Consider the following 25,922-nt stretch of genomic DNA (forward strand, 5'->3'; position numbering starts at 1 on the left):
CATGCATGAAGCTGACCGAAGATAAAATCGGTATAAGAGAGTATATTGCGATTGCTGTATTAATCTTCACAGGAAAAGTATCAGATGATACCCCTGCTTTATTAACGCAAAGCTTATGGAATACCATTTGGATGACACCAATTATCGATGGAATATTAACCATCATCCCATTGTATTTTTTATTATATACCATAGGGAAATACCCGAATCAGCATTTCTCTGATATTTTCAAGCATTTATTTGGGCGTTTTTTTGGTGTCATCGTATTGCTATTACTTTGGCTTATCAGTGCCATCATCATTATTTTGGACTCCGCCATTTATACAAATATCATCGAGTCTATCTACTATTCTAAAACTCCAACTATCGTTATCGCTTTTACATTCATCGGGGTCAGCTCCTATATGGCAAAGCGCGGGTTGGAGCAAATCGGTTCCGTAGCATGGATCTTCTTTCCATTTATCATGGCCGCTTTGTTCTTAGCATTTATACTAACCATTCCCAAATTCAACCCATCCTTTTTATTTCCCATCTTTGGTCCTGGGGAATGGGAGGTCATGAAACAAAGTGCCTTGAAAACGAGTTCCTTATATATTGATTTACTATACTTATCCTTTTTGGCACCCTTCCTAAGTAGTAAAGGGGCGTTTAAAAAAGGAACCATTATTAGCTTTATCTCCGCAATTGCCTTGATAACAATTGGATATATTGTGTTTGTCGGTTTATTTGATTACCGCTCATTACGCATGCTCAATTATCCTTATCATGAGTTAATTTTGTATATTCATTTGGGCTTCATTACGAATATTGAAACGATTTTTCTTCCTTTTTCTTTAATAGCAAGTTTTATCCGCTTTGCTATTTTTCTTTATATTAACGCGTTAATCCTTGGGAAGATATGTAAAATTGATGATTTTGAAAGACTCATTCCGTTGCTAGCCATCTTATTTGCATTTCTTGGCAATATGTTTGGCAATCCAAGCCTGATTATTTATAGTTTAAGCCGTGCTTTTATGAATGTGCAAACCTTCATTTTCTTTATTTTAGCCTTTCTATTATGGCTCATGGCAAAAATAAAAGGGAGGGGAAAAGATGTTCAAGCAAAGCCTACATCATTACAGTAAACACTTGTGGATTATATTCGTATTAATTCTTCTAACAGGATGCTGGGATCAACAGGAAATATCCAAGCAGGCCTATGTTGTTGCCATTGGTATGGACAAATATGAAAAAAATCCTAATAAAATAAAAGTATCCTACTTAATAGCCAATCCAGATGTAGGTCAAGCCTCAACCGGTGGTGGCGGCCAGAGTGAACCTCCTGCCGTTGTGATGTCCTTTCCTGCAAATGATATTACTACTGCAAAAGATATTGCCAACATGGAAGTAGCAAAACCAATTTCCTACGATATGTTAAAAATTATTATTGTTTCAGAGGAATTTGCCAGAGATGAAAACTTTGTAAAATGGCTTTATGATACGACAAAGGAACCAGAAATAAAAATGGATATTAGAATGCTTGTCGTACCAGAAGGGGCAGCGGCTTTCTTAAACCGAAATAAGCCAATACTGGAAACCCGTCCACATGAATATTATGAGCTTATTTTAAGACATGGTGATGTCACAGGTTTAGTCCCCCCTACAGATGATTTATTAACCTTCTTCCGAATAGCAGAGGCTGGAGAGGATATGTTTCTAGCTATATATGGCACGACAACAGAATCCGACGAAAAACATACAGATTTTAATGTGAAGGCAGGTGAATTGCCCATCCAAGCAAAGGTGAAAGACAGACCCAGTTATGCTGGTGCTGCAGCCTTTTTTCAAGGGAAGATGGTGGACATCTATACAGCTGAAGAGGCAAGACTGGTTATATTAATGAATAATACGTATGCCGATACAACCATGTTAGATACGGTGAATGATCCTTTTAATAAAGATAATAAACTGGCTGTGCAAATACACAGAAATGGAATCACCAATACGAAAATGGACTTTCACAAAGGGAAACCACGTATAAAGGTTAAAGTCCCTATCAATGTGCAAATCGTAAATCATTCCATGCACAATATTTCTTATTCTGCTAGTAAACGTCATACACTGAAGCGCTCTATTGAACAAGAGTTCCAGGAAAGATTCCAGAAATTTATTGATAAAACCAAAGAAGAAACGAAGGCGCAACCATTTGGATGGTCATTAGCAGCAAGGAAAGCATTTGCAACAATTCCTGCATATGAAGCATTTAGATTCAACAAACAATATCCAGATATGGAAGTTTCGGTAACAGTGGAAGTCATTCTTGGTCAAGATGGCAGACAAAATAAAACGCCTACCATGCAGGATTTGAGGGACAAGAAATGAGTACAGTCCTATTGTGGTTATTTTTGCTTGGAACTTTTCTGTATGGACTTCGTTTCGCCATTGTCTTATGGAGGGATCAAAACAAGTTGGGTGCTATTGTAGTCATCTTAATAGCAATTGCTATCGTCATAGCTCCTTTTTTATCCGGGTTAAGAAATTACTTGATTTGAATGAAACCAAAACTGAGTAAATAATTTCTGTGTAGGTTCCATCCAGACCACCAGTTCATACACATTCAGCGTGGTCTGGATGACACCTATTTCATCAAATTAGGTTTCTTTTCCCATTCCTTTCAAAAATTGAAGAAGCATCGTTATACCACGGTTCACTTCAGGATCACGAAATGTTTTAATTAAACCAGTAAAAGTTGTTTTCTCATCTACCTCCGTGTCTAACGCCTCTATCATTCCTTGATTTATTTTTTCAGTAAATTCCTGTAGCATTTCCATATCCAATGCACCTAAAAGAAAGAATATATTGCTTATATTTTCCAATGATCCAGCATACTGTGGTTTATTTAATTCTGTTATTATATTTTTCATTGCTGCTTTGCGCTGTTTGATCATCGCTTCGGCAATGTCCAATAAACCGCTTTCCTCCAGTGCTGCCATCATATCAATCGATTGAAGCACTGTCGATTTATGCTCACTTAATGCTGCTTGAATTTCCTGCAAATTCTGTTCGATTATCATCTCTTTTGGTGTTTCCTGATAACGTATGGTCGAGATTGGTTTAGCCATCATACATCACCTCATCCCCTGGAAATGTGTAATCTGTCCGATCCCATTTTCGTTCCACTTGGACTCCGACTTGTGGTTGACGGTGACCACGTCTATGATTATGCTTCGGCAACGGACTTTTACCCTTTTTCGTCAGTATATCCATTTTAACCGCTACCTCTTTAAATGCTGGCGTATTTGTATCCTTATCCACGGAATTATCTGTCAGCAAATTAATTGCTGCTTTGCCAACTGAATTTAGTGGTATATACAATGTCTTTCCTTGCACACGATCCGTAATATGAGCTGTTCCGATGACTTCCCCAGCTTTGGATGTCAGCTTGACCTCTGCTCCCTCTCTTAATCCACGTTCGGCTGCTAATTCGGGTGAAACCTCAATGAAGGAGGTCGGCATCTCCCTTAAGAGACCTGCAGATTTAAAAGTCATATTTCCTTCATGAAAATGCTCTAATACCCGACCATTATTGACATGTAAGTCGTATACATCATCGGTATCATAATCATACTGAAAATCAAGACAATATAATGTCGCTTTATGATCTTCAAACGGAAATCCTTCACTATATAATAACGGCGTGTCTGTACCATCTGGGGCAACTGGCCACTGCAAGCTGTTATAGCCTTCCAATCGTTCATAGCATACTCCAGCAAACAGAGGTGTGAGAGATGCTGCTTCATCCATTATTTCTGATGGATGATCATACCCCCAGTTAACTCCCATTTCCTCCGCTACATTTTGCAATATCATCCAGTCCGGACGTGCTTCTCCTTTTGGCTCCAATGCCTGATAAAGACGCTGTATTCTTCTTTCCGTATTTGTGAACGTGCCCTCTTTTTCTAAACTGGGCACTGCCGGAAATATGACATCTGCATATTGCGCAGTTTCAGTTAAAAATAAGTCCTGAACAACGAAAAAATCCAACTTTTTTAAAGCTTCCCGAACATAATTAATATTGGCATCCACCATTCCGATATCTTCCCCTTTTACATATAAAGAGGTTACTTGGCCTTCATGAATGGCTCCAATCATCTCGTGATTATCCTTTCCAGGTGTTGTTGGCAATGTTGTATTCCATGCTTTCTCATAGCGTAACCTTACCTGCTCATCTTCAACCTTTTCATAGCCCGGAAAAAAGTTCGGCATACTGCCAAAATCACTGCAGCCCTGGACATTGTTATGCCCACGCAATGGATAAGCACCAGTACCATTACGCATATAATTCCCGGTAATTAATAATAAGTTAGAAATTGCCGTACTCGTATCACTACCCAATTGATGTTGTGTAACGCCCATTGCCCAACAAATCGCAACCTTATCCACTGAAGCGATTTCTTTCGCTACTTCTTTTAATTCTGTTTCTGGAATTCCAGTTATTTTTTCTGCATATGTCATCGTAAATGGTGCAAGACTTTCCTTGTAATTTTCCAGTCCATTGACCCATTGTTGAAGAAATGACTTATTTTCCCATCCTTGATCGATAATATATTTGGTTACCGCAGATAACCAAACCAAATCTGTTCCGCTTTTCGGCGAATAAAATCGATTTGCACGGCTTGCCATTTCATGCTTACGAATATCAAAGACAAATAATTTTTGCCCATTCAACTTTTGTGAGCGCTTTATTCTAGAAGCTAAAACAGGATGGGATTCTGCCGTATTTGAGCCAATGGTAATGACCAATTCCGCGGATGCTATATCATCAATAGAACCTGAGTCTCCCCCATGTCCAACCGTTCGAAATAGCCCTTTTGTTGCTGGCGATTGGCAATAACGGGAGCAATTGTCTATGTTGTTCGTCCCGATCACCTGCCGGGCAAATTTTTGCATTAAATAAGATTCTTCATTGGTCGCTTTGGAAGAGGCAATAAATCCAAGTGAATCAGGACCCTTTTCTGCTTTAATTTCCTGAAACCGCTTGGCTACGAATGAAATGGCTTCCTCCCACTCCACTTCTTTAAAATACTCACCATCTCGAATCAGCGGTTTCCTTAAGCGTTCCTCGGAATTCACATAATCCCATCCGAATTTCCCTTTCACACAGGTAGAAATACCATTAGCAGGTGAATCCTGCTGCGGTTCTATTTTTAAAATTTTACGATCCTTTGTCCAAACGTCAAATGTACAACCCACTCCACAATACGTACAAACGGTTTTGGTTTTTTTTATTTTTTCTTCCCGCATAGAAGCTTCTGTATCAGAAATGGCAAATAACGGACCATATCCTGATTCCACCTTCTTCGTCAAATCAATCATCGATCTTAAAAGTCCTGGTTCTTGATCTGTCATAAATCCCGCTTCACCAATCATCGATTTTTCCATCAATGCATTGCAGGGACAAACGGTAACACATTGGCCGCAGCTTACACAAGATGATTGATCAATTGGCACATCCTCATCCCATACAACTCGTGGTTGCTCCCTTTCCCAATCTATTAACAAAGTTTCATTCACTTGAACATCCTGACATACCTCAACACAACGACCGCAAAGAATACATTGATCCGGATCGTACCGATAAAATGCTCCGGAATGATCTACCTCATACGGCTTTGACTGAAATGGACGAGATTGTGTTTCCAGACCGAATGCGGCAACCGTATTATGAATCTCACAGGAACCATTGTTGTAGTCGCATACGGTACAATATAACTCATGTTTTTCCAGAATTCTATCCAGTGCTTCCTTTTGAGCCTGTTCTACGTTATGTAGCTTTGTTTGTACTTGCATACCAGCTTCAACGGTTGTACCACAGGCGCGTTGTAATACCCCATTCACCTCAACAATACACGTATCACATGTCTGAATTGGTCCAAGTGATTCGTTATAACAAATTTGTGGAACAAATATCTCTGCTATGTTCATGACATCCACCAAAGGTTGCCCTTCTTCTGCAAGCAGTTCTTCTCCATCCACGGTTATAACAAGATGCTCCTGCACCAAAACCCCTCCCTCATATAGTTTTATCATCTATATGACCTTGTTCCCTTGAATAGTCCAGTCTAAAACCACTTTAATCAGGAAGGCGATGAAATTGATTTAAAAACACAAAATCTTCAGTTCAATGGTAGTGCTATTCACAATCTTTATAAAAAAAACAATCCGAAAGGCGACTTGCCCTCCAGATTGTGATGAGTGAGCGGAAACCACATTTTATGAAGTTGCTGCGCCAAGTAATGTTCTTGGCTGTTTGTAAAATAAAAAGAAAACCAGAACCGTGCATAATACGAAAGATGGCAGCATGTAAGAACCGTTGTATAAGAAGGAATACAACCATACTTTCTGTCCTTCCGGTGCAAAATGTCCCCAGAATACAATTCCGGCATAAAAATGTGCTAGAAAACGGAATGACGTGCCAATTAATACGCCGAGCATCACATACATGAAAGCTAAATTGGATTTTCCATCTTTCAGTGCGCGTTGCAATGGCTTAGCAAATATACCTGCCAATCCCAATAACGTAAACGCAAAGCCATACTCAATTAGGCCTTGCAAAGGTGTTAATATGCTGGCACCAAAGGCAATTTGTAATAGCCCCCAAAGTAAACCAGAAAGCAAGCCACCTTTAATTCCCCAACGAAAAGCCACGATGAAAACAGGAATCATGGCGAAGGAAACGGATCCACCATTGGGCCATACTTTAAAAGCGATCGGTAAAATATCCAATACAAGTGCTAACGCTGTAAAGATAGCTACTTCTATTAAAAATAATGTTCGATTGGAACGCATACTCCCTACTCCCCCCTTGAAGCAATATTTTTACACACAAAAAAAGCAATGCCAAAGGGAAGCTTCCTGATGGGGGAATCCGCTCACATTACTTTATTTCCATCAAAAAAGCCACATCCCTACGCTAGTATTAACTAACAGGTTCAAAGGGTAAGAACATGATACATGTTCACTCTCAGCCAAAGGCTCCCCCTGCAGGCTTCATTTTCACTTTTTTTGCTATTCTTATTGTATCATAGTTCACTTGGTGCTGCTATCATTCTTGCAATCTAGTTCGGACTCTATATATTGTCAGCAACTTTTACAATGCCAAAAACTCCTCTACGTCATTCACGCAAACAGAAATTGCGTTTTCCCAAAATGCTTGCTTTGTTAGATCTACTTGTAGATGTTTCTTTGCCAACGCTTCGACAGTCATACTCCCTGTATCTCTTAGTAAAGCAATATATTTGTCTTCAAAGCTGCCTTCTTGTTGAAGTGCATAGGCATAGATTCCTTGACTAAATAAGTACCCAAATGTGTAAGGGAAATTATAAAATGGGACACCCGTAATATGAAAATGAAGTTTAGATGACCAGAAGTGCGCATCATATTCCTGAAGCGCATCACAATAAGCTTCTTTTTGAGCTTCAACCATCAGTTTATTTAATCTATCGACAGGAACCATACCTTTTTTTCTTTCTTCATAAAACCGCTGTTCAAACAAGAAACGTGCATGAATATTCATAAAGAAAGCAATGCTACGCTGGATTTTATCCTCCAATAAGGTCTGTTTCTCTTCCTTCGTATTGGCGAGCTGTATGGAAGCATTTGCAACAATGGTTTCTGCAAATGTGGAAGCTGTTTCAGCAACATTCATGGCATAGCCTTGATTCAGTCCATGAACATCATTCATTACATGCTGATGATAAGCATGACCTAATTCATGTGCCAAGGTTGCAATATTTGAAGTGGTACCGGAATAGGTCATAAATATTCGAGTTTGCTCGGCATTTGGAAAACTTGTGCAAAAGCCTCCAGGCCGTTTCCCAGCACGGTCTTCCGCTTCAATCCATCTATTCTCAAATGCCATCTTTGCAAAGTCTGCCATTTTCGGACTGAATTTACGAAAATGACTCATAATGAATTGAGCACCTTCCGTATAATCAACTGTTTTTGCCTCTTTCGATATCGGAGCCCCAATGTCATACATACTAAGTTTTTCTAAGCCAAGTAACTCCGCTTTTCGCTGAAGAAACTGCATAAATGGTTTTTTATGATTAGAAATCACACTCCACATGGCATCTAATGTTTCCTGTTCCATACGATTGATAGCCAACGGTTCTTTTAGTACTGAATCCCAGCCCCGATGCTTATAGGTTTGCAATCTGAAGCCGGCTAGATGATTTAGTGTCTGTGAAAAAAAGTCTGCATGCTCAGTCCATGATTTCTCCAATTGTTTTGCAACATGCTGCCGTACATTCCGATCAGGGCTACTCAACTTATTCGATGCTTGACCAACAGAATAGGTTTTTACCTCTTCTGCTTCTTCCACACGTACTGTCATACTCCCCACTATGGCATCATACATTTGACCCCAGGCATGGTAGCCATCTACCGCTAGATCATTTAATAACATTTCCTGTTCCATATCTAGTAGTTCATGGACCTTATTACGTTGCTCTGTCAAGACAAATGCTAATTCCTTCAATGAAGGCTCAGCCATTAAATAATCCCAATCTTCCTTTGATATTGCTGCTAATTTCTGTTTAAAATTAGTTTGTACACCATCCATTTTTGCCTTTAATTCACTTCTTTTACTTACCAAAACCTTTGCATATGTATCATGTACATTTTGGGCACTTAAGCAGCTAATATATGCAAAAGCATCTCTAAGCTGTTTCATCGTTTCTTCAAGCTGATTAATAATCGTAATGAATTGATCCGTCTGACTTCGCACACATAAAGGTTCGAACTCACCGTTCATTTTCTCTAACTTCTCCATTCCTGCTCGAACCCTCTTTAAGTGTGCTTCAAATTGCTCTGACTCACTTCCGCCCGGAAAAATACTTTCCAAATCCCACACAGGATTATATGCAATTTCATTCATGCCATTATCCTCCAATTCAATCGTTTATCCTCATTATAACGGTTCACCAATGGATTACAATTGTACAAGGTTGGGAAATATAGAACAAGTCAGAATAAAATATAATCTGTTTGAAAACAATGAACTAAATATCGCAAATTTCAATGAAAAGTTGCGCCTGTATTTGGGTGCGCATAAATTTGTACCCTGCCGAAATCTCTTGTATGAATGATATATACATGTGGCAGCGTTTTATCGATAATTTGATATTGAAGACCACCAAATTTGCCGGGACGGAGAAAGCCAATTTCATTTCCTTTCACAGGTTGTTTATTTGGTGGATAGACGCGCCAGCGAAGGACATGTCTTGGTAGATGAAGAAAAGACTTTATTTCAGATCTCTCTGAATCCAAAACTTCTAATAATGAAGCTTCCTTTTTCACAGAGGATTTGGGCATCTCATACGGATGCTTCATAAAAAGACAAAAACCTCGTATAACCGCCTCTGCATATTGTAGGTGATTATCCTTTAACTGCGCGACATCATCCAGTGGTGAATCAGCAAATCCATATTCAATAATAAGCGTTCGAACGTTCCCCGTCAGACGATGCATAAAATAATAATCTAAACTTTGAATGTCTGGAAGGGTTCTTGTGAATGTTCTGCGCACGTTTTGTCCTGTACGTTTGATTTCAACCGCAATGATGTCAGCCAGCTCTTTTCCCCCATGTATGGAGTGAATGATTTCTGCACCGTCCCCCCCACCTGCATTGATATGATTTGATAGACAAAATTGTGCACCGCTATCACGAACTAATTTTGCACGGTTTCCTGAAGAAATGGTCTCATCCTCATATCGGGTCAGCGCTGCAGAAATTCCTAATTGTTTACATCGTTCAAATTGATAACGTGATATACCCAAACACATATCCTTCTCCTTCCAAAGGTGATTACTTCCTCCCCCTGAATCTGCCCCACCATGACCAGCATCAATTATTAATAATGGTTTCAATCCACTTACCTCCCCATTTATTTGTCATACATACAATCGAAAAAAAGTTATGATTGGTAGCAAAATGGGTAATATATATTCACCGTCTTCTTGACAATGTTAATTTATTATTTTATACTTAGTTACATTAAGTAAGCTATATATTTTTCATAATCTATGGAGGGATAAACAAATGAGTAAAGTGAAATGGACAGTAGATGCAGGACATAGTATGTTGGAGTTTTCTGTAAAGCATATGATGATTTCTCGAGTGAAAGGTGTATTTAACGACTTCGAAGCGAATATACTAGCTGACCCACAGGATTTAACAGATGCAGAAATTGAATTCACTGTTGATTTAGGCAGCATTGATACACGTAAAAAAGATCGTGATGACCATCTACGCTCAGCTGATTTCTTTGATGTCGAAAATCACCCACAAATGAACTTTAAAGCTACAGATATTCAAAAGACATCTGAAAATGAATATGATGTTACTGGAGATATGACTATTCGTGGCACAACTAAACCTGTAACCTTTAACATGACGTTTGAAGGACAGCATAAAGATCCTTGGGGAAATGAAGTAGCTGGATTCAGTGGACACGGAAAGTTAAACCGAAAAGAATTTGGACTAACTTGGAATGCAACACTAGAAACAGGTGGCGTATTAGTTGGTGAGGATATCAACATTAACATTGAGATAGAAGCACATAAACAATCATAATATACTTCTAAAAAGAAAGAGTCAGGGATAAATAAAACTCTCTGAAACACAAAAGGAGCTTCAGTAAATTAATTTTTACTGGAACTCCTTTTCATTTTACCTCATTAACTTCGTCACGCAAAAATCTGCCGCGCATTCCACGGTACTACTTCAACCAAGAACAAATCATTTATCCATTTACGAGTTTCACTAATTTTTGTTCATATATACGCTTGTTTTTTTGGTCCTTTTTGCGTTCAAAATAGTCAATGACATCAATTAATGCATTTTCCAATAGCTGTCGATTATTCGTGCGTTCCAGCCATTGTATGGCAACTTCGAATTGCTTGGTAGCCTCTGCATGACGCGGCCGCTCCATATTTGCTAAACAAAATGCGTATTGCATTTGAATCATGCCCATTTCACGTGACGACGGGTGATGTATTTGATTAAATATCTGTATGGCTTCCTGATAATAAGGTACAGCCTCATCATAGGAAGGCGTTTCAAAATATAAATAACCCATTTCAACCAATGCTTCTGCATGTGTACGGGTTCCTTCCAAAGTTGATTCTCCTATCCTTCCCAATGCTTCCTTTAAATACGTATGGACCAGCTCACTTTTTTGAAGAGATCCATATACTTTCGCTGTCTGTACAAGACCATTTATTTTTACATCCAATAGTTCCTCGCCAGCAAGCTCAATGGATTGATTTAAATATTCAACAGCTTCTTCAAGCTTCCCGACTTCTACAGACAAGGAACCAATTTTAAATAACAGGTGTACCCGCATCTGTATATCGTCTGTATCTTGCTTCTCATGATAAGCAAGTGCTTGTTTATAATATTTAATGGATCGAATGTATTTTTGTAATTGTTCTTCTGCACCAGCGAGCGCAATATATCCCCGTGCATATTGTTCTGCACCCGTATACTGCTCCTCATCTAGTCGCCGGATGGCCTCCGATAGAATTCTTCTAGCTAGCTTGAAATCAGTCATATAAGCTAATTCACCCAGAATAAGTAATTCATCACTGTCATGTGCATCAGGCTGCTCATATAATTGATTAATTAATATTGTAGCGGTTTTTAACTCATTCATTTGCGCATGGCATACTGCAGCAATGATCATTAACAAACGGTGCAACTGCGGATGATCCGGTGATACTTCTTTTACTTGCTCCATTTTGGATAGAACGTTCGGATAATGTCGACGTTTAAATTCTTCCATAATAACATGCAGTTTTTCTTTGTTATTGTCATCCCATAACTGTTCCAGCTTTTCGTCTAAATCTAATATACGTAGATCTGCCATTTTCCCGTCCCCCATTCTATTACCTATTGTCTAGTTTATCAATAACGGGAGCAATTCAAAAGGACAACCTTTCATCTATTTTATTCTTCCTTATGATTCCGTGTTTTCTATTGCGTCCGATGACAAAATTTGAATGATCATTTTACCTTTGATTGCCTTAGACCGGATAAGAATAGGCATATGATATGTATTCTTAAACACAAAATCTGGTCCCCACCAACTTACCGCTGCATCCTTTCCACTTGGTACATAAGGTACACTTCTACTATGGGAGTACCGCTCCATTATTTGAATTCCCACTAGATTTACCGCGTTAAAAAGGGTTGACGATACTTGACATATTCCACCACCAATATCCTCTGACAGCTCCCCTTTCACAATCACCGGTGCACGTTTATAACCCCGTTGCTTTGTTCGCTCTCCAACAACCTTATTAAAAGAGAATGTTTCCCCTGGAAAAACAACATGATTATTAATGGCTTTTGCTGCAAGATCAATGTTATGAGAACGCTCCTGATTACTTTCACGATAATAGGTCACAAAAGCATTTAATTGTTTCACACTTATTTCAGATAGTAATTCACTATCAACAGCTGGATAAATTGGCTTGACCGGTATGGAATCAGCGGTTGTTTTCCCTTCGTAATAATAGCTTAGTAATAATAAAGACAAAGCATGACGGTCCACTTGTTTTCCAGGAACAGCTTCTACAATTTTGCCGTTTTCATCTAAATAAGCATTTTTCGGCTTTTCATACACAATGGTTCCAAGATGATTGATAAGCTCTTGCCATTTTTTCATGTCCATAAATATTGGGTCTACATATGGAAGTGAAAAATGTTGGTACATAATGGTTTCACTTTTATCATCATATTTCAAAATTAGCGGCTTCGCCTGTGCAATCGATACGGGAAGTATAAGGGATAATAATAATAAAAAAATCATTCGTCGCATCAAAAAAGAGCACCTCCTGTCTTTATTATCCTTCGGTGCCCTTTTTTCATGTATGTTAGATAAATATTAAAATAATGATTAAAGAAACGACAGTAAAGATAGCATATATAATCAATTGCAATGGGATATCCGAACGTAATGATTTCGTTTCATATTCCTGGGAGCGTTTCATTTGATCCTCTAAACTATCCCCTTCTTCTTCGTATTTTTTCATTTTATTTTCTTCTTGTTTAAATATTACCAACGTCCACACAAGTGCTATCGCTACTAGAATAGCTGAGATGGTTAACAAAAATGTCATATTCATGATATTTCCCCTTCCATGGTCACTATTATCCATACGTAATAAGTAAGTAATAAATGATTCCCTACTTTCTACTATTACCATACTATAAATAGCTCAAACACCATGTGACATGTATCACTGTTTTACAAAGCATTCGGTATATTAAAAAATTACTTTTGCGATAATAAAAAAGAGCCGATCAAAATGACTGGCTCTTTTTCTTTAAGTTTATTTAATTAACGGAAATCCCTTGTATCTTCCAATTTACGGCTAACACAGACATATCCAATTAGGGAGATGAGGCTTACAAGAAAATAAAACAAACCCTTTTTCATACACGCTTCCTCCTTATTACATTACAAATTAATTCTTTAGTATCTGGATATTAAAACGGACGTACTTTTCCTTTTTTCAATAACAATTTTACGCCACCAAGCAAGAATAGAGAACGATTGTCAACTACTTTTTTCATTGCAGCTGCCGGCTTACCATAAAGTTTCTTGCCAAAAACGGTACCCATTCCATCAGTAACGCCAAGTGATGCAACAGTTCCTTTGTCATCAAACACAAAATTAGTCAATGGTTCATGACGTAACAATGCTTTAATATTTCCAGCACAGGTTCCTGCGTGTTGGATTGCTGCTTGTGCGGTAGGTGGGAATGGACGGCCTTCTTTCTCATTCATAACCCATGCACAATCACCAAGAATGAAAATATTTTCTTCTCCTGGTGCACGAAGATCTCCATTTACAGTTACCTTACCTCTTGTTAATTCAAAACCGGACTTACCAAGAACGCTATTTCCTGTAACACCGCCTGTCCAAACAATTGTACCTGCTTTAATTTCTTCACGGTCTTCACCAATTACAAAAGCATCTTCCGTACATTCTTGGATCTTTGCATCTAAGCGAAATTCGACTCCACGAGCTTCTAATGAACGCTTCGCATAATCAACAAGGTCTTCGTCAAATCCTGGAAGAATAGTTGGTGCTGCCTCAACATTGACAATTCTAGCTTTGTTGCGATCGATATCGTACTTTTTGCATAGCTGTGGTACTTTTTCTACTAGCTCACCAACCAATTCGATACCGGTAAAGCCTGCACCACCAACAAGGATCGTAAGGCTATCATCATCTTTGTCCTCACTATTCTTATATCGAGCAAACTGATATTCGATATGATCACGAATAAGTTGACAGGTGTCTATATCTTGTATGAAAAATGCATTTTCCTTCATACCCTTGATTCCAAATGTATTGGTTTCAAAACCAAGTGCAACAACAAGGTAATCATATTCAATATCGCTGTTTTCTAGAACAACAAGATTTTCCTCTTTCTTCACTTCAACAACAGAATCATATATTAAGCGTACTCGATTTGGACTAAACACATCACTCAACATGACACGAGCCTGGTTATGATTAATTGTTCCTGCGGCTACTTCATGTAACCAAGTTGTTTCATAGTGGTAATTATGCTTATTAACCAGCACAATTTCAGCCTCTTCTGGGCGAAGCAGCTGAGTTAGTTTTCTTGTTGTCATCATACCAGCATAGCCGGCCCCCAAAACAACAATTTTTGGCTTACTAGAATTCATGAAACATCCACCATCCTTTTTTACTATAGGTAGAATGACGCGCTTCTGCCTAGGAAGCATCTACCCCATTTTACCATTTTGTGATTATCCTACTTCAATTCGAAAATGTATTAAAATAACCACTACTATCATAGCAAAGTTTTTTTGAATACGCTAATATAGACCGCTCATCTTCCGGCAAAAATAGCATTTTTTAAAGGAATATTTGCATGCATGACATGGTAGCCATTTTTCATGCCTTTAAAACTAGACATTTTGACCTGTATTTCTAATGGAAAACAACTGTTTCATTCCTATTACATCATGCTTTAGACAGTGTATATTTCAATTCTTTCCCCTTCATCAACAGTCAAACTGATTGATAGTTTCAGAAATTTACGTTAATATTTGATTACTCTTCATTTATTAAATTTGCGTGTGAAGAAATCGTATCCGAACACGATACGTCATGTTTTTTGTTGCATTTGGAAAAGGAGGAAGACCAAACATGAGTACAGTGGATCATAATGTCCAACTTCGAAGTGACGTCAAAACACTCGGTAATATACTGGGTGATATATTAGTTTTACATGGCGGAACCGAATTATTGAATCAAGTAGAATCCATCAGAGAAAAAACAAAAAGTATTCGTAATGAATATCAAGAGAATACCTATCATATTTTGAAACAAGAAATAAAAGAATTAAAGCCGCCAATGCGTCAGCAAGTGATTCGCGCTTTTTCTATTTATTTCCACCTCATTAATATCGCAGAACAAAACCACAGAATCCGGAGAAGAAAGCAGTATCTACTCCATAATGAAACCTGTCAACCATTTTCATTAGAGCATGCTGTATCACAAATAAAGGATGCGCCATTACCTAATGAAGAAATTCAAGAAGTACTTCATGATTTATCCATAGAATTAATCATGACTGCACATCCAACCGAAGCAACAAAGCGTACGGTATTAGAAATTCAAAAAAGGATTTCACTGATATTGCAACAATTGGACTTTCCAATGATTTCATCGAATGAAAGAGCTTCACTAAAAGAAAGCTTATATAATGAAATTACTGCCCTTTGGCATACTGATGAGCTACGGCATCGTAAACCACGTGTGATGGACGAAGTGAAAAATGGTCTATATTATTTTGATCAGACTTTATTCGAAACCCTTCCTGCCATCCATCAAGAATTGGAATGGCAATTAGAAACGCAACTCCCTGGATTTAAATGGGATGTGCCTAATTTCCTATACTTTGGTTCCTGGATTGGCGGGGATAGAGATGGGAATCCAAACGTGACACCTGAAATTACATGGAAGACATTACAAAAACAGCGTGCATTAATAATTAAAAAATATGATGCATCCATTGTTGAGTTGATGAAACGTTTTAGTCAATCCACTGAACGGATCACTATTGACGAACAGTTTATTAAACATACAGTGGAACAAGAACAAAAGTATTTAGATAAGTCTGAACGCTGGCCTATTCAATCTGAGGTGTTCCGTCGTAAATTTGCTATCATCTTAAAGAGACTTCGTGAAACAGGCAAATCAGACATTGGTTACGAGTGGGCGCAAGATTTGGAAAAAGATCTGATTGAAATCAAAGATTGTGCAGAGGCCCATCAGCCAGCCGAAAAGAAACTAAAAACAATCCGTAAACTGATTCGCCAGGTTCAATTATTTGGTTTCCATTTGGCGACCTTGGATATTCGTAACCATAGTGGTGAACATGAAGCAGCTGTTCAGGAAATACTCCAGATGGTCCGTGTAACCGATAATTACGCAGGACTTCCAGAAGCTGAAAAAATAGAAGTTTTACGTAATGCTTTACAGGATCCTAGACCGCTACTTTTACTGGAGGAAGGTTACTCTAAAGAGACTCAAGCCATGCTGAAGGTTTTCCAAATGATTAGGCAAGCACATCAAGAGTTTGGGACAAGGTCAATTGAAGTATATTTAATTAGTATGACTCAATCTCCAAGCGACCTGCTTGAAGTGTTATTACTAGCGAAAGAGGCAGGAATTTATCGCCTCCATCCAGATGGCAGTGTGGAAAGTGATTTACATATTGCACCACTTCTCGAAACAATTGATGACCTAATAGCTGGACCTGAGATTATGCAAACTTTATTTGAATTAGATGTTTATCATCATCAATTGAAAGCCAAGCATTTCCAACAAGAAATTATGTTAGGATATTCTGATGGAAGTAAAGACGGTGGAACACTAAGTGCCAACTGGAAGCTCTTTAAGGCACAGCAAGAAATTCATGATATGGCTAGAAAATTCGATGTTCGCTTGAAATATTTCCATGGTCGCGGTGGTTCTCTTGGACGTGGTGGCGGATCTTTATACACAAGTATCCTATCCCAGCCCGTAGAAACCTTAGGGGATGGTGTAAAAATAACTGAACAAGGTGAGGTACTATCCTCCCGATATTTACTAGAAGACATCGCCTATCGTAATTTAGAGCAAGCAGCGTCTGCCTTATTTGTTTCCTGTACGAAGGTACGCAGTAAATCAGAACAAGTGGAATTCCGAAAATCAGCATGGGAAGCTGCCATGGAGACCATCTCTGAACATTCCTTGGAAAAATATCAATCATTGGTATTTGGAGATGGAGATTTCTTAACCTATTTCCATCAGGCAACTCCATTGAAGGAAATTGGAGCATTGAATATTGGTTCTCGACCAATGAGCCGGAAGAACAGTCAACAATTTGAAGACTTACGAGCCATCCCTTGGGTATTTGCATGGACACAATCCAGACATATGATTCCTGCGTGGTATGCTGCTGGTACCGGCTTACAAGCTTTTATGGATCAGGATGAAAGCAACCTTTCTTTGTTACAAAATATGTATCAGGAATGGTCCTTCTTCCGATCAACGATTAACAATTTACAAATGGCTTTAATGAAGGCGGATATGCCTGCAGCAAAAGAATATTTAAGTTTAGTTAAAGATCCAACCATTGCGGAACGAATTTATGGTAATATATCTGATGAATACTACCGGACACGTGAAGCGCTCCTGAAGATTTCTGGTAATGAGGAATTACTATCGCACACACCTAACATTCAGGATTCTGTGCGACTGCGTAATCCGTATGTCGATCCATTAAATTTTTTCCAGGTTGATCTACTTCACCAACTGCGAGAAACAGAGACACCATCAGATGAGTTAATTACGGAAGTATTATTAACCATTAATGGTATTGCCGCCGGACTTGTAAATACAGGTTGATTCATTCGTACCCAACATCGTATAGCCATGCTACGACTACGTTGGTATAATATATTGATAATCACAATGGGAAAGGCTGATAAAATTGAGTGAGGATAGAAACGTCAAGTTACCTAAGAAAACATGTACCATTGAAAAGCTGGTCACCATACCTGCAGACGTTGAAAAAGTTTTAAGCGGGAAGAAAACGCAAACCAGAAGGAATGGCCGCTATGCTGATATTGGTGAGACGATGTGGTTAGATGAACAAGAATTTGTCGTACATTCGATTTACAAGCAGAAGCTCGGTGAATTATCTGATGAGGACGCCAAGCAAGAAGGCTATGCAAACTTAGAAGATTATAAAAATGCCATTCTATCCATCCATCCAAATATGCCATGGGTTCCACAAATGCAAGTTTGTGTACATGAATATAAGCGTGTAAATGAATAAGCCCTACCAATGGGCGTATCGAAAGTGTTCCTGTTCTGTTGAGCAGGGACACTTTTTTTCTTTAGATTACACATAAACCTGTTTTTCAAATCCATTTCTGATCATTTAAATTAAATTACAATCAAGTGCGAGCGCTTTCAATCAATTTTATGTTATAATTTAAAATACTTGAATAATTGTTCATGATGTCGAAAGGCGGTTTGATGTATGTCAGATATACAAATTCGTGTAATTGATGACAATGGCCAGGACGTTGCAAGAAATGGTAAAGAGATTGGAGAAATCGTAGTAAAAGGAAACACGCTTTTGCCAGACCAAAGCTTTGAAAAAACAACCGAAGACGGATGGTTATACACTGGGGACAAAGGAGTAATAAATCCAGACGGAAAAATTCAATCTGTACCGCAGACTGACAAACCAAATGATTCTATCACAGCAATGGAATTGGAATTCACCATTTCCGAACACCCTGCTGTTCTGGAGGCATCTGCACTCATTGAACCAGACCCTCAATTGGGAGAACAAATATATCTTTTCATTGTTCCACAGAATCAGTCATTAACCAATGAAGCAGAACTCACTGCATTTATAAATTCAAAGCTGATGTATCCTATTCCAGAAATTCATATTACATATTTAGCGGAACTACCAAGAACATCCAGTGGGAAAATTTTAAAACAAAAGCTTCAAGAAATGTATTAAATGAATAAAGATTTCGTAATGGGATTAGGAGGATGTACATGCGCAAAATTTTTATGAATGGATTCATCCATACATTTAATGACTTGCGGCCATTAGCTGAAGCGGTAGTAACTGAAAATGGGCGTTTTGTTGATATTGGCTCCACTGCAGATATGCTCCTGCAGTGGAGTAATTCTTCCAGTGTAACCATTGACTTAGAAGGTAAAACAGTGACACCCGGATTAACAGACAGCCATATGCATCTATCAGGCATCGCAAAAAACTTTATTCACTTAGATGTAACTGGACTTACTTCCAAACAGGACATGCTTGCAGCAATCCGTCATCGTGCTTCCGAACTTCATAAAGGAGAATGGCTGATCGGCCGCGGCTGGGATGAAAACCTCTTTACAGATGGTAGCATACCAACCATCGAAGAGCTGGATCAGGCTTCCCCGCATATACCACTATATATACCAAGAATATGCGGACATGCTGCAATAGTAAATACGAAAGCATTAGAAATTGCCCATTATCATCCCAATATAACTGTTCCGGAAGGGGGAACGGTTGTCCTAGACCGTCAAACGAATAAACCTAATGGATTACTATTGGAAACAGCAGCAGATTTAATCACTGCCCATATTCCGGAAACATCCTATATGGATATGTACGATGCCATGAAAAAAGCGGTGCGTTATGTACAGGAAAAAGGTATCACCAGTATTCATACCAATGATCCAGTCAATCTTGGTGGTGTAGATCGGACTTATCATATATATCACGGATTAATCAATGAGGAAAAAATGGGACTTCGTTGCAATTTATTGATGGATCACATATTTCTAGATGATTTACGGGAACGTTCTATGTATGCTGGCTACGGGAATGAACGCCTGCAAATTGGCGCAATAAAAATATTTGCAGATGGTGCAATGGGAAGAAGAACTGCTTTATTATCCACTCCCTACCAAGACGCACCGGAGACTTATGGTGATGCCATGTATGATCAAGCAACACTCTATGATATTGTTAGCCAAGCAAGGAAGATGGATATGCCAGTTGCGGTTCATGCCATTGGTGACAAAGCGCTGGAAAATGTGCTCGATATTCTTGACCGTTTTCCTGCTGCACCTTACCGGGATCGATTGATACATGCATCCATCATTCGAAAAGATTTGCTCAAGCGACTGGCTGTTCCACATAGAATTGTTGATATTCAGCCACGATTTCTTGCAAGTGATTTTCCTTGGGTGATAGAAAGAATAGGAGAAGAGAGATTGGAATATGCTTATGCATGGAAGAAACTATTGGAAGCTGGCGTGATTTGCGCAGGCGGTTCTGATTCACCCGTTGAACCTATTGATCCACTACTCGGGATTCATGCAGCTGTAACCCGTAAAAAGCCGGATGAGCACCATCAAGGGTATGTTCCGGATCAAAAGCTATCCATGACGGAAGCATTCAGGCTATTTACCGTAATGGGTGCCTACCCTACAAATGAAGAACAAATAAAAGGTACCATTGCAAGAGGTAAATTAGCAGATATGACGGTTTATTCCAATCATCCATTTGCGATGAAAGAACCAGATGAACTACTCGAAACAAACATTGATATGACAATTAATGGAGGAGAAATTGTATACCAACGTTAAGTATTAACCATTAAAGGATGTAACCAGTAAAGAGTGGATTATTCTTTCCTTGCATGCTAAAGTCGTTGACATTTACGATATTACTTGTCATAATTATCTAGATAACTTGATACGGTAACCTTTAACTCAGTCCTGAGAGACTGGCAAGGTAAAAATAGACATGGTAGTGCTAAAAATGACCTATGATTGGCTCTTCATGTCCTAACACCTTGTATATACACGAGGTGTTTTTTATTTGCAGTTTGGTTTGCCGTTCATACTAAAAAGAAAGAAGGAATATTAATGGCAAAATATGATGAAATACAAGTGGATGAACGATTACCCCTACTTAAAAGTTTACCACTTGGCCTACAGCACTTATTTGCAATGTTCGGATCCACCGTACTTGTTCCAGTTTTATTTGGAATCAATCCGGCTACTATCCTACTGATGAACGGTTTTGGAACCCTACTCTATCTATTTATTACAAAAGGTAAAATCCCTGCCTATCTAGGTTCTAGTTTTGCATTTATATCTCCTGTTTTTGTTGTACTGGACAAATATGGTCAGGCAGATGGCTATAGCTATGCCCTCGGAGGTTTTTTAGCAGTAGGTGTCGTGTTGACCATTGTTGGGTTCCTCATTAAGATTGCCGGCACTGGCTGGATTGATGTAATTTTTCCACCTGCTGCAATGGGAGCTATTGTTGCAGTTATCGGTCTGGAGCTAGCTCCTGTCGCTGCTGAAATGGCTGGTTGGATACCACCAGATGACGTAGATCCTGAACTTTGGACTATGGATCCTAAGGCTGCACTTGTTGCTCTCTTAACCCTTGTCATTACCATCATTTGTTGGGTTACCTTACGTGGATTTTTAAAAATCATTCCAATTCTTATCGGAATTATCGCAGGTTATATTATTGCGTACTTTTTTGGAATTGTTAATTTTAATGATGTTAAAGAAGCATCCTGGCTCGTTGCACCTGAATTTTATCAAATCAAATTTGATTGGTCTGCTATTCTTGTCATATTACCTGCAGCACTTGTCCTATTGCCAGAGCATATTGGGCATTTATTTGTAACAGGAAATATCGTACGCAAGGATTTAACGAAGGATCCTGGTTTAGACCGATCCTTTATGGGAAATGGGATCTCAACTATTATTTCTAGCTTCCTCGGCTCAACACCTAACACTACCTATGGAGAAAATATAGGTGTGCTAGCAATTACCAGAGTATATTCTACCTGGATTATCGGAATGGCAGCGGTACTTGCTATAATGCTCTCTTTTTTCGGAAAGCTTTCAACCCTTATTTCTTCCATCCCGCAACCAGTCATGGGCGGTATCTCCATGTTATTATTCGGGATTATTGCAGCAAGTGGGATTCGAATGCTTGTAGAAGCAAAAATAGACTATAGTCGTTCTCAAAATTTAATCCTAACCTGTGTTGTGCTCATTGTTGGTATTAGTGGCGCAACAATTCAAATTGGTGATGTTGCATTAAAAGGGATGGGCTTAGCTACAATCGTTGCAATCGGTCTTGGACTATTTTTCAAGCTGCTTGATATTCTACACCTTTCCAATGAATCTTAAAACTTATAGAGATGGCGATTAGCCATCTCTATTTAAATTGACGGAAAAAAATGTTTAAGCTATGGTTGACATGGGTTCGTGATTTCTCTTTCAAAAGGAGTTCGTATTTGTTATGAAAATAAATATTATTTATGAGGATAATCACCTGCTTGTTGTTGAAAAACCAGTTAATATTCCGGTTCAAGCAGATCATTCAGGTGATATGGATATCCTAACCATTCTAAAGCAGGGTATTAAAATTCGCTATCAAAAGCCGGGAAATGTATATTTAGGGCTCGTGCATCGATTAGATCGCCCTGTCGGTGGTGTCATGGTTTTTGCCAAAACGTCTAAAGCAGCTTCTAGACTTTCTGATTCCATTCGTCGTGGTAACTTTAATCGAAGCTATTTGGCAGTAACAAGAGGTGCTCCATCACAACAATCAGCGCGTTTAGAGCATTTTTTGTATAAAGATCAACAAAAAAACATCGTACATGCAGTGTCTTCAAAACATAAACAAGCAAAAAAAGCAGCATTGACGTATGAGGTCCTGGACAAACAAAACGCATTAGGACTGCTTGCGGTTACATTACATACTGGGCGCTCCCATCAAATTCGTGTACAGCTTGCTGAAACTGGGACACCACTTTACGGTGATCAAAAATATGGCAGTAAATACAATAAACCAGGCCAGCAAATTGCACTCTGGGCACATCGACTTGGCTTGGAGCATCCAACAACGAAAGAATGGCTGGAATTTCAATGCCTGCCTCCACAGCATCAGCCATGGCAGTATTTTACCATTTAATTCCTTGTCATTTTGACGTTTTCATCTAATGACAGAAAAAAAGGACAACCTGCAATAACCCCGCATGTTGTCCTACTTATAAAGTGAAACTTCAATCAGTGGGAGTTCACGCCCTTCCCCACTGATTGTTAGTTGAACCAATCAGGCCTTTACTGGCTGTTGATACCCCACTTACAATTCCTCTTATCAACAAAAATTCTTGTAGGGGGGCTTACAGCCAGTTAATCTGTGATAAAGTGAAACTTCAATCAGTGGGAGTTTTTTAAATCCAGCTACTCATACCACCATGTACGTTTGTGATTTTCTTAAATCCATTTTTCTTTAATTTTTTTGCTGCTTGCATACTTCGCATACCCGTCTGACATATTAATACTACTTCCTTATCCTGGTCTAACTCTCCCATTCGTTTAGAAAGCTCTGCCAAAGGAATATTTCGAAATGGTTTTTGATGAAGCTGGGCAAATTCTCCTGGTGTCCGAACATCTATAAACTGAATATCTTTGTCTTCAAGCATCGTTTGTATTTCTTGTGGTGTCCGGGAATCTACCCCCTTTGCTGGCAAAATCCGACTGATTACAATACCAACAAATAACAGAATAATGATCCATTTAATCACGTTTTTCACCTCCACAAATACCAATTAAGGTATTTGAAGCTCAAGCGAATCATATTTGATTAGAGATAGATTAATCCATCCCCTATATTAGAATTCCAATTCGCCTTCCCACTCCAACATACCGCCTGCCATATTTGTTACATCATAACCGTTTTCCTGTAATAATTTACATGCTTGTCCACTTCTACCTCCTGAGCGGCAAACCATATAGTAATGTTTGGATGTATCCAAATCGCTCATAGCATCTGCAAGCTCTCCTAGTGGAATATGTTTTGCACCAGGAATCATTCCTTGAGCAACCTCAATATCCTCACGTACGTCAATAATATGCAGTGTTTCTCCAGCTTCTACCTTTGTTGCTAATTGATCTGCTGTAATTTCCTTCATAAATTCATTCCTCCAACACATATTTTTATCTGCTCTTCACAAGCAGGTTGACGGCTTCCTTAATCAGCTGTTCCGAGTCATTATCATCTTTTGAATTCCGAATACATTGTTCCAGGTTCTGACTTACGATGATTGCCGCCGTTCGATCAAGTGCACTTCTCACAGCAGACATTTGAGTAATGACATCACGACATGATTTATTTTCGTCCATCATACGTATCACACCGCGTAGCTGTCCTTCTATTCGCTTCATTCTGTTCTTAACGAGCGCATCATACTCCATATCCAACCACCCCACCCCCACAACATGCATACTCAAAGTCTAACCTGTTACATTTTATACCCCGGTAGGTATGTTGTCAAATAAAATAATTACCCCTTATCTGCATGATAAAGGGTAATGATGGATTGCTATTAATCAAATTCATGCTCAGAAATGATTTGAACCATTTCATCTAATACATCAGGTCCGGCTTCCTCATCCATCAAGTAATTAAGCATCAATGAAAAAATAATGGCTTGATTGGATTTCGTACGCAGGTAGCCAGATAATGTGCTAACTCCAAATATAGTACCTGTTTTTGCTTTTACGTCCAATTTTTCCATTCGTTCCTGCAATGTACCAGCTGTCATACGATCTTTATGCCCGGCAACTGGAAGGGAATGTAAAAACACATCGTACCAGGGTTTATCCTGGACTTGATATAGCAACATTGATAAAAAATCCGGTGAAATAGATGTTGCATGTGAAATTCCTGAACCATCCCGAATAATAATAGACTCCGTAGGAACACCAATATCAGTTAGTGCTTCGTGTACCACTTCTAACCCCTTATCCCAGCTACCTTCCCCTAAAAATTGGCGACCCATTTCTTTCACAAGTATATCACCAATACCATTATTACTTAGTTTCATAAACGGAATTAAGATTTTAGAAAGCGGCATTGATTTATTCGTATAGATTAACCTTGCGGTGGAAGGTACTTGAGCAGACTGCCCCTGCCCAGTCCAATGAATATCAGCACGCTTCCATGCCTGTTTAAAAAAATCAAAAGCATATAAAGTAGGGTCCCAAACAGCAATCCACTCCTTAGCTGGTTCAGAATCAGCCGGTATCGTTCCGTTAATATAGACCACATTTCCACCATGTACCCTTTCCGAAATAATATCCGCTTCTCCTCCCGGTCCCGCAGTTATCACCTGGTTTACAATTTCAACGTAATTCGTCTCTGGTTGAATGATCATGCTTGTTAGCTCTCCTGGTGCTTTTCCAGGGACAATTTCAATGCAAACAGATCCCGTGTCAAAATCTGTCGTCGGAGAAATCGTAAAGGCAGAAATTTGTGCCCCATAATAAAATGTCTCATCACTCCAGGTAAGATCGGGAGACAATCGAACATCATCATACCAAGTATCATCTACGTAAAGATTACCTGTAATGGAATGGATCCCCTGCTCTTGAATACTTTCAACAATTGAAGATAAATCCTGTGGAAGCAAGGTTGGATCCCCCTTCCCTTTCACATATAAGTCACCATCTAAACTATTGTTTTCAACCGTTCCGTTCACCCAAACTTCAGTGGAAAACCGATAGTCCTCTCCCAGCTTTTCCAATGCTGCGGCGGCAGTTAATAGTTTCATATTAGACGCTGGTCGAAATCTAGTTTGATGATGATGTCCATACCATAACTCCCCAGAACTTGCCAATCGAATACTTACTCCAGTAAGTGCACCGTCCAATGTTCCGTGATTTGCGATAAATGCTTCCAGATGTTTTGCTAACATGTCGTTTTTCAATCCACCTAACCCC

General features: G+C 38.9%; 22 protein-coding genes and 1 riboswitch. Of the genes, 9 read left to right on the forward strand and 13 right to left on the reverse strand.

Annotation, left to right across the window (positions count from 1 at the left end; translation table 11 throughout):
• Positions 1 to 5: 5 nt before the first annotated feature.
• Positions 6 to 1,124 carry a GerAB/ArcD/ProY family transporter gene (locus tag DX933_RS05615; protein WP_123315497.1) on the forward strand — a complete coding sequence of 373 codons (1,119 nt, stop codon included), beginning with the start codon at positions 6 to 8 and terminating at the stop codon, positions 1,122 to 1,124.
• Entirely contained in the window at positions 1,093 to 2,361 is a 1,269-nt protein-coding gene (locus DX933_RS05620) for a Ger(x)C family spore germination protein (RefSeq protein WP_123315498.1), read from the forward strand. Before DX933_RS05615 ends, DX933_RS05620 begins: the two co-directional genes overlap by 32 nt.
• 269 nt (positions 2,362 to 2,630) lie before the next feature.
• Here the strand turns inward: DX933_RS05620 and DX933_RS05625 are convergent, their stop codons facing one another.
• From DX933_RS05625 to DX933_RS05645, 5 genes are all read right to left on the reverse strand, one after another.
• Positions 2,631 to 3,101: a DUF1641 domain-containing protein gene (locus tag DX933_RS05625; protein ID WP_190279422.1), complete on the reverse strand. Its 471-nt coding sequence runs from the start codon at positions 3,099 to 3,101 to the stop codon at positions 2,631 to 2,633.
• On the reverse strand, positions 3,094 to 6,039 hold the full coding sequence (fdhF, locus tag DX933_RS05630) for a formate dehydrogenase subunit alpha (protein ID WP_123315500.1): 2,946 nt from the start codon (positions 6,037 to 6,039) through the stop codon (positions 3,094 to 3,096). The genes DX933_RS05625 and fdhF overlap by 8 nt, the downstream gene beginning before the upstream one ends.
• A 213-nt stretch (positions 6,040 to 6,252) precedes the next feature.
• Positions 6,253 to 6,828 (reverse strand): energy-coupled thiamine transporter ThiT, encoded by a 576-nt coding sequence (gene thiT / locus DX933_RS05635; RefSeq protein ID WP_123315501.1) that lies wholly within the window; start codon positions 6,826 to 6,828, stop codon positions 6,253 to 6,255.
• Between the two features lie 99 nt (positions 6,829 to 6,927).
• A riboswitch (TPP riboswitch) is annotated at positions 6,928 to 7,031 on the reverse strand.
• A 98-nt stretch (positions 7,032 to 7,129) separates the two neighbouring features.
• Positions 7,130 to 8,917, reverse strand: coding sequence for a M3 family oligoendopeptidase (locus tag DX933_RS05640; protein WP_123315502.1), 1,788 nt, complete (start codon positions 8,915 to 8,917; stop codon positions 7,130 to 7,132).
• A 140-nt stretch (positions 8,918 to 9,057) separates the two neighbouring features.
• The gene (locus tag DX933_RS05645; protein ID WP_190279423.1) at positions 9,058 to 9,909 is read right to left on the reverse strand and encodes an N-acetylmuramoyl-L-alanine amidase family protein; all 852 of its coding nucleotides are present in this window, start codon (positions 9,907 to 9,909) and stop codon (positions 9,058 to 9,060) included.
• A 172-nt stretch (positions 9,910 to 10,081) separates the two neighbouring features.
• On the opposite strand from DX933_RS05645, the gene DX933_RS05650 reads away from it, so the two are divergent.
• On the forward strand, positions 10,082 to 10,615 hold the full coding sequence (locus DX933_RS05650) for a YceI family protein (RefSeq protein WP_123315504.1): 534 nt from the start codon (positions 10,082 to 10,084) through the stop codon (positions 10,613 to 10,615).
• Between the two features lie 169 nt (positions 10,616 to 10,784).
• Here DX933_RS05650 and DX933_RS05655 read toward each other — a convergent pair whose 3' ends face one another.
• The 4 genes from DX933_RS05655 to DX933_RS05670 all read right to left on the reverse strand — a co-directional run bounded on the left by DX933_RS05655 (position 10,785) and on the right by DX933_RS05670 (position 14,746).
• A complete protein-coding gene (locus DX933_RS05655; RefSeq protein WP_190279424.1) occupies positions 10,785 to 11,909 on the reverse strand; it encodes a tetratricopeptide repeat protein in 1,125 nt (374 codons plus the stop codon).
• Positions 11,910 to 11,999: 90 nt separating this feature from the next.
• Positions 12,000 to 12,863, reverse strand: coding sequence for a VanW family protein (locus DX933_RS05660; protein WP_123315629.1), 864 nt, complete (start codon positions 12,861 to 12,863; stop codon positions 12,000 to 12,002).
• Between the two features lie 55 nt (positions 12,864 to 12,918).
• Positions 12,919 to 13,170, reverse strand: coding sequence for a hypothetical protein (locus DX933_RS05665; RefSeq protein ID WP_123315506.1), 252 nt, complete (start codon positions 13,168 to 13,170; stop codon positions 12,919 to 12,921).
• Positions 13,171 to 13,534: 364 nt separating this feature from the next.
• Positions 13,535 to 14,746 (reverse strand): NAD(P)/FAD-dependent oxidoreductase, encoded by a 1,212-nt coding sequence (locus tag DX933_RS05670; protein ID WP_123315507.1) that lies wholly within the window; start codon positions 14,744 to 14,746, stop codon positions 13,535 to 13,537.
• A gap of 487 nt (positions 14,747 to 15,233) precedes the next feature.
• On the opposite strand from DX933_RS05670, the gene ppc reads away from it, so the two are divergent.
• The 6 genes from ppc (at position 15,234) to DX933_RS05700 (ending at position 23,109) form a co-directional block, all read left to right on the forward strand.
• The gene (gene ppc, locus DX933_RS05675; protein WP_123315508.1) at positions 15,234 to 17,981 is read left to right on the forward strand and encodes a phosphoenolpyruvate carboxylase; all 2,748 of its coding nucleotides are present in this window, start codon (positions 15,234 to 15,236) and stop codon (positions 17,979 to 17,981) included.
• 85 nt (positions 17,982 to 18,066) lie between these two features.
• Positions 18,067 to 18,414, forward strand: coding sequence for an ASCH domain-containing protein (locus tag DX933_RS05680; RefSeq protein ID WP_123315509.1), 348 nt, complete (start codon positions 18,067 to 18,069; stop codon positions 18,412 to 18,414).
• Positions 18,415 to 18,621: 207 nt separating this feature from the next.
• Positions 18,622 to 19,116, forward strand: coding sequence for an AMP-binding enzyme (locus DX933_RS05685; protein ID WP_123315510.1), 495 nt, complete (start codon positions 18,622 to 18,624; stop codon positions 19,114 to 19,116).
• Between the two features lie 38 nt (positions 19,117 to 19,154).
• Complete coding sequence (locus DX933_RS05690) at positions 19,155 to 20,750, forward strand: amidohydrolase (protein WP_123315511.1); 1,596 nt, start codon at positions 19,155 to 19,157, stop codon at positions 20,748 to 20,750.
• A gap of 282 nt (positions 20,751 to 21,032) precedes the next feature.
• Positions 21,033 to 22,322 carry a uracil permease gene (uraA, locus tag DX933_RS05695; protein ID WP_123315512.1) on the forward strand — a complete coding sequence of 430 codons (1,290 nt, stop codon included), beginning with the start codon at positions 21,033 to 21,035 and terminating at the stop codon, positions 22,320 to 22,322.
• A gap of 112 nt (positions 22,323 to 22,434) precedes the next feature.
• Complete coding sequence (locus DX933_RS05700; protein WP_123315513.1) at positions 22,435 to 23,109, forward strand: RluA family pseudouridine synthase; 675 nt, start codon at positions 22,435 to 22,437, stop codon at positions 23,107 to 23,109.
• Positions 23,110 to 23,371: 262 nt separating this feature from the next.
• On the opposite strand, the gene DX933_RS05705 is transcribed toward DX933_RS05700, so the two are convergent.
• From DX933_RS05705 to dacB, 4 genes are all read right to left on the reverse strand, one after another.
• On the reverse strand, positions 23,372 to 23,725 hold the full coding sequence (locus DX933_RS05705; RefSeq protein WP_223805879.1) for a rhodanese-like domain-containing protein: 354 nt from the start codon (positions 23,723 to 23,725) through the stop codon (positions 23,372 to 23,374).
• An 87-nt stretch (positions 23,726 to 23,812) separates the two neighbouring features.
• Entirely contained in the window at positions 23,813 to 24,112 is a 300-nt protein-coding gene (locus tag DX933_RS05710) for a rhodanese-like domain-containing protein (protein ID WP_123315514.1), read from the reverse strand.
• A 25-nt stretch (positions 24,113 to 24,137) separates the two neighbouring features.
• Positions 24,138 to 24,395, reverse strand: a complete 258-nt coding sequence (locus tag DX933_RS05715) for a metal-sensitive transcriptional regulator (RefSeq protein ID WP_123315631.1) — start codon at positions 24,393 to 24,395, stop codon at positions 24,138 to 24,140.
• A gap of 131 nt (positions 24,396 to 24,526) precedes the next feature.
• The gene (gene dacB, locus DX933_RS05720; protein ID WP_123315515.1) at positions 24,527 to 25,909 is read right to left on the reverse strand and encodes a D-alanyl-D-alanine carboxypeptidase/D-alanyl-D-alanine endopeptidase; all 1,383 of its coding nucleotides are present in this window, start codon (positions 25,907 to 25,909) and stop codon (positions 24,527 to 24,529) included.
• Positions 25,910 to 25,922 lie beyond the last annotated feature (13 nt).

The organism is Ornithinibacillus gellani, assembly GCF_003730295.1.
Classification (GTDB): domain Bacteria; phylum Bacillota; class Bacilli; order Bacillales; family Amphibacillaceae; genus Ornithinibacillus_A; species Ornithinibacillus_A gellani.

What these genes read in the sequence shown, in the direction of transcription:
- DX933_RS05615 (WP_123315497.1), top strand. Translation starts at nt 6, where the DNA reads ATGAAGCTGACCGAAGATAAAATCGGTATAAGAGAGTATATTGCGATT.
- DX933_RS05620 (WP_123315498.1), top strand. Translation starts at nt 1,093, where the DNA reads ATGTTCAAGCAAAGCCTACATCATTACAGTAAACACTTGTGGATTATA.
- DX933_RS05625 (WP_190279422.1), bottom strand. Translation starts at nt 3,101, where the DNA reads ATGGCTAAACCAATCTCGACCATACGTTATCAGGAAACACCAAAAGAG.
- thiT (WP_123315501.1), bottom strand. Translation starts at nt 6,828, where the DNA reads ATGCGTTCCAATCGAACATTATTTTTAATAGAAGTAGCTATCTTTACA.
- DX933_RS05640 (WP_123315502.1), bottom strand. Translation starts at nt 8,917, where the DNA reads ATGAATGAAATTGCATATAATCCTGTGTGGGATTTGGAAAGTATTTTT.
- DX933_RS05650 (WP_123315504.1), top strand. Translation starts at nt 10,082, where the DNA reads ATGAGTAAAGTGAAATGGACAGTAGATGCAGGACATAGTATGTTGGAG.
- DX933_RS05655 (WP_190279424.1), bottom strand. Translation starts at nt 11,909, where the DNA reads ATGGCAGATCTACGTATATTAGATTTAGACGAAAAGCTGGAACAGTTA.
- DX933_RS05660 (WP_123315629.1), bottom strand. Translation starts at nt 12,863, where the DNA reads ATGCGACGAATGATTTTTTTATTATTATTATCCCTTATACTTCCCGTA.
- DX933_RS05665 (WP_123315506.1), bottom strand. Translation starts at nt 13,170, where the DNA reads ATGAATATGACATTTTTGTTAACCATCTCAGCTATTCTAGTAGCGATA.
- DX933_RS05670 (WP_123315507.1), bottom strand. Translation starts at nt 14,746, where the DNA reads ATGAATTCTAGTAAGCCAAAAATTGTTGTTTTGGGGGCCGGCTATGCT.
- ppc (WP_123315508.1), top strand. Translation starts at nt 15,234, where the DNA reads ATGAGTACAGTGGATCATAATGTCCAACTTCGAAGTGACGTCAAAACA.
- DX933_RS05685 (WP_123315510.1), top strand. Translation starts at nt 18,622, where the DNA reads ATGTCAGATATACAAATTCGTGTAATTGATGACAATGGCCAGGACGTT.
- DX933_RS05690 (WP_123315511.1), top strand. Translation starts at nt 19,155, where the DNA reads ATGCGCAAAATTTTTATGAATGGATTCATCCATACATTTAATGACTTG.
- uraA (WP_123315512.1), top strand. Translation starts at nt 21,033, where the DNA reads ATGGCAAAATATGATGAAATACAAGTGGATGAACGATTACCCCTACTT.
- DX933_RS05700 (WP_123315513.1), top strand. Translation starts at nt 22,435, where the DNA reads ATGAAAATAAATATTATTTATGAGGATAATCACCTGCTTGTTGTTGAA.
- DX933_RS05710 (WP_123315514.1), bottom strand. Translation starts at nt 24,112, where the DNA reads ATGAAGGAAATTACAGCAGATCAATTAGCAACAAAGGTAGAAGCTGGA.
- DX933_RS05715 (WP_123315631.1), bottom strand. Translation starts at nt 24,395, where the DNA reads ATGGAGTATGATGCGCTCGTTAAGAACAGAATGAAGCGAATAGAAGGA.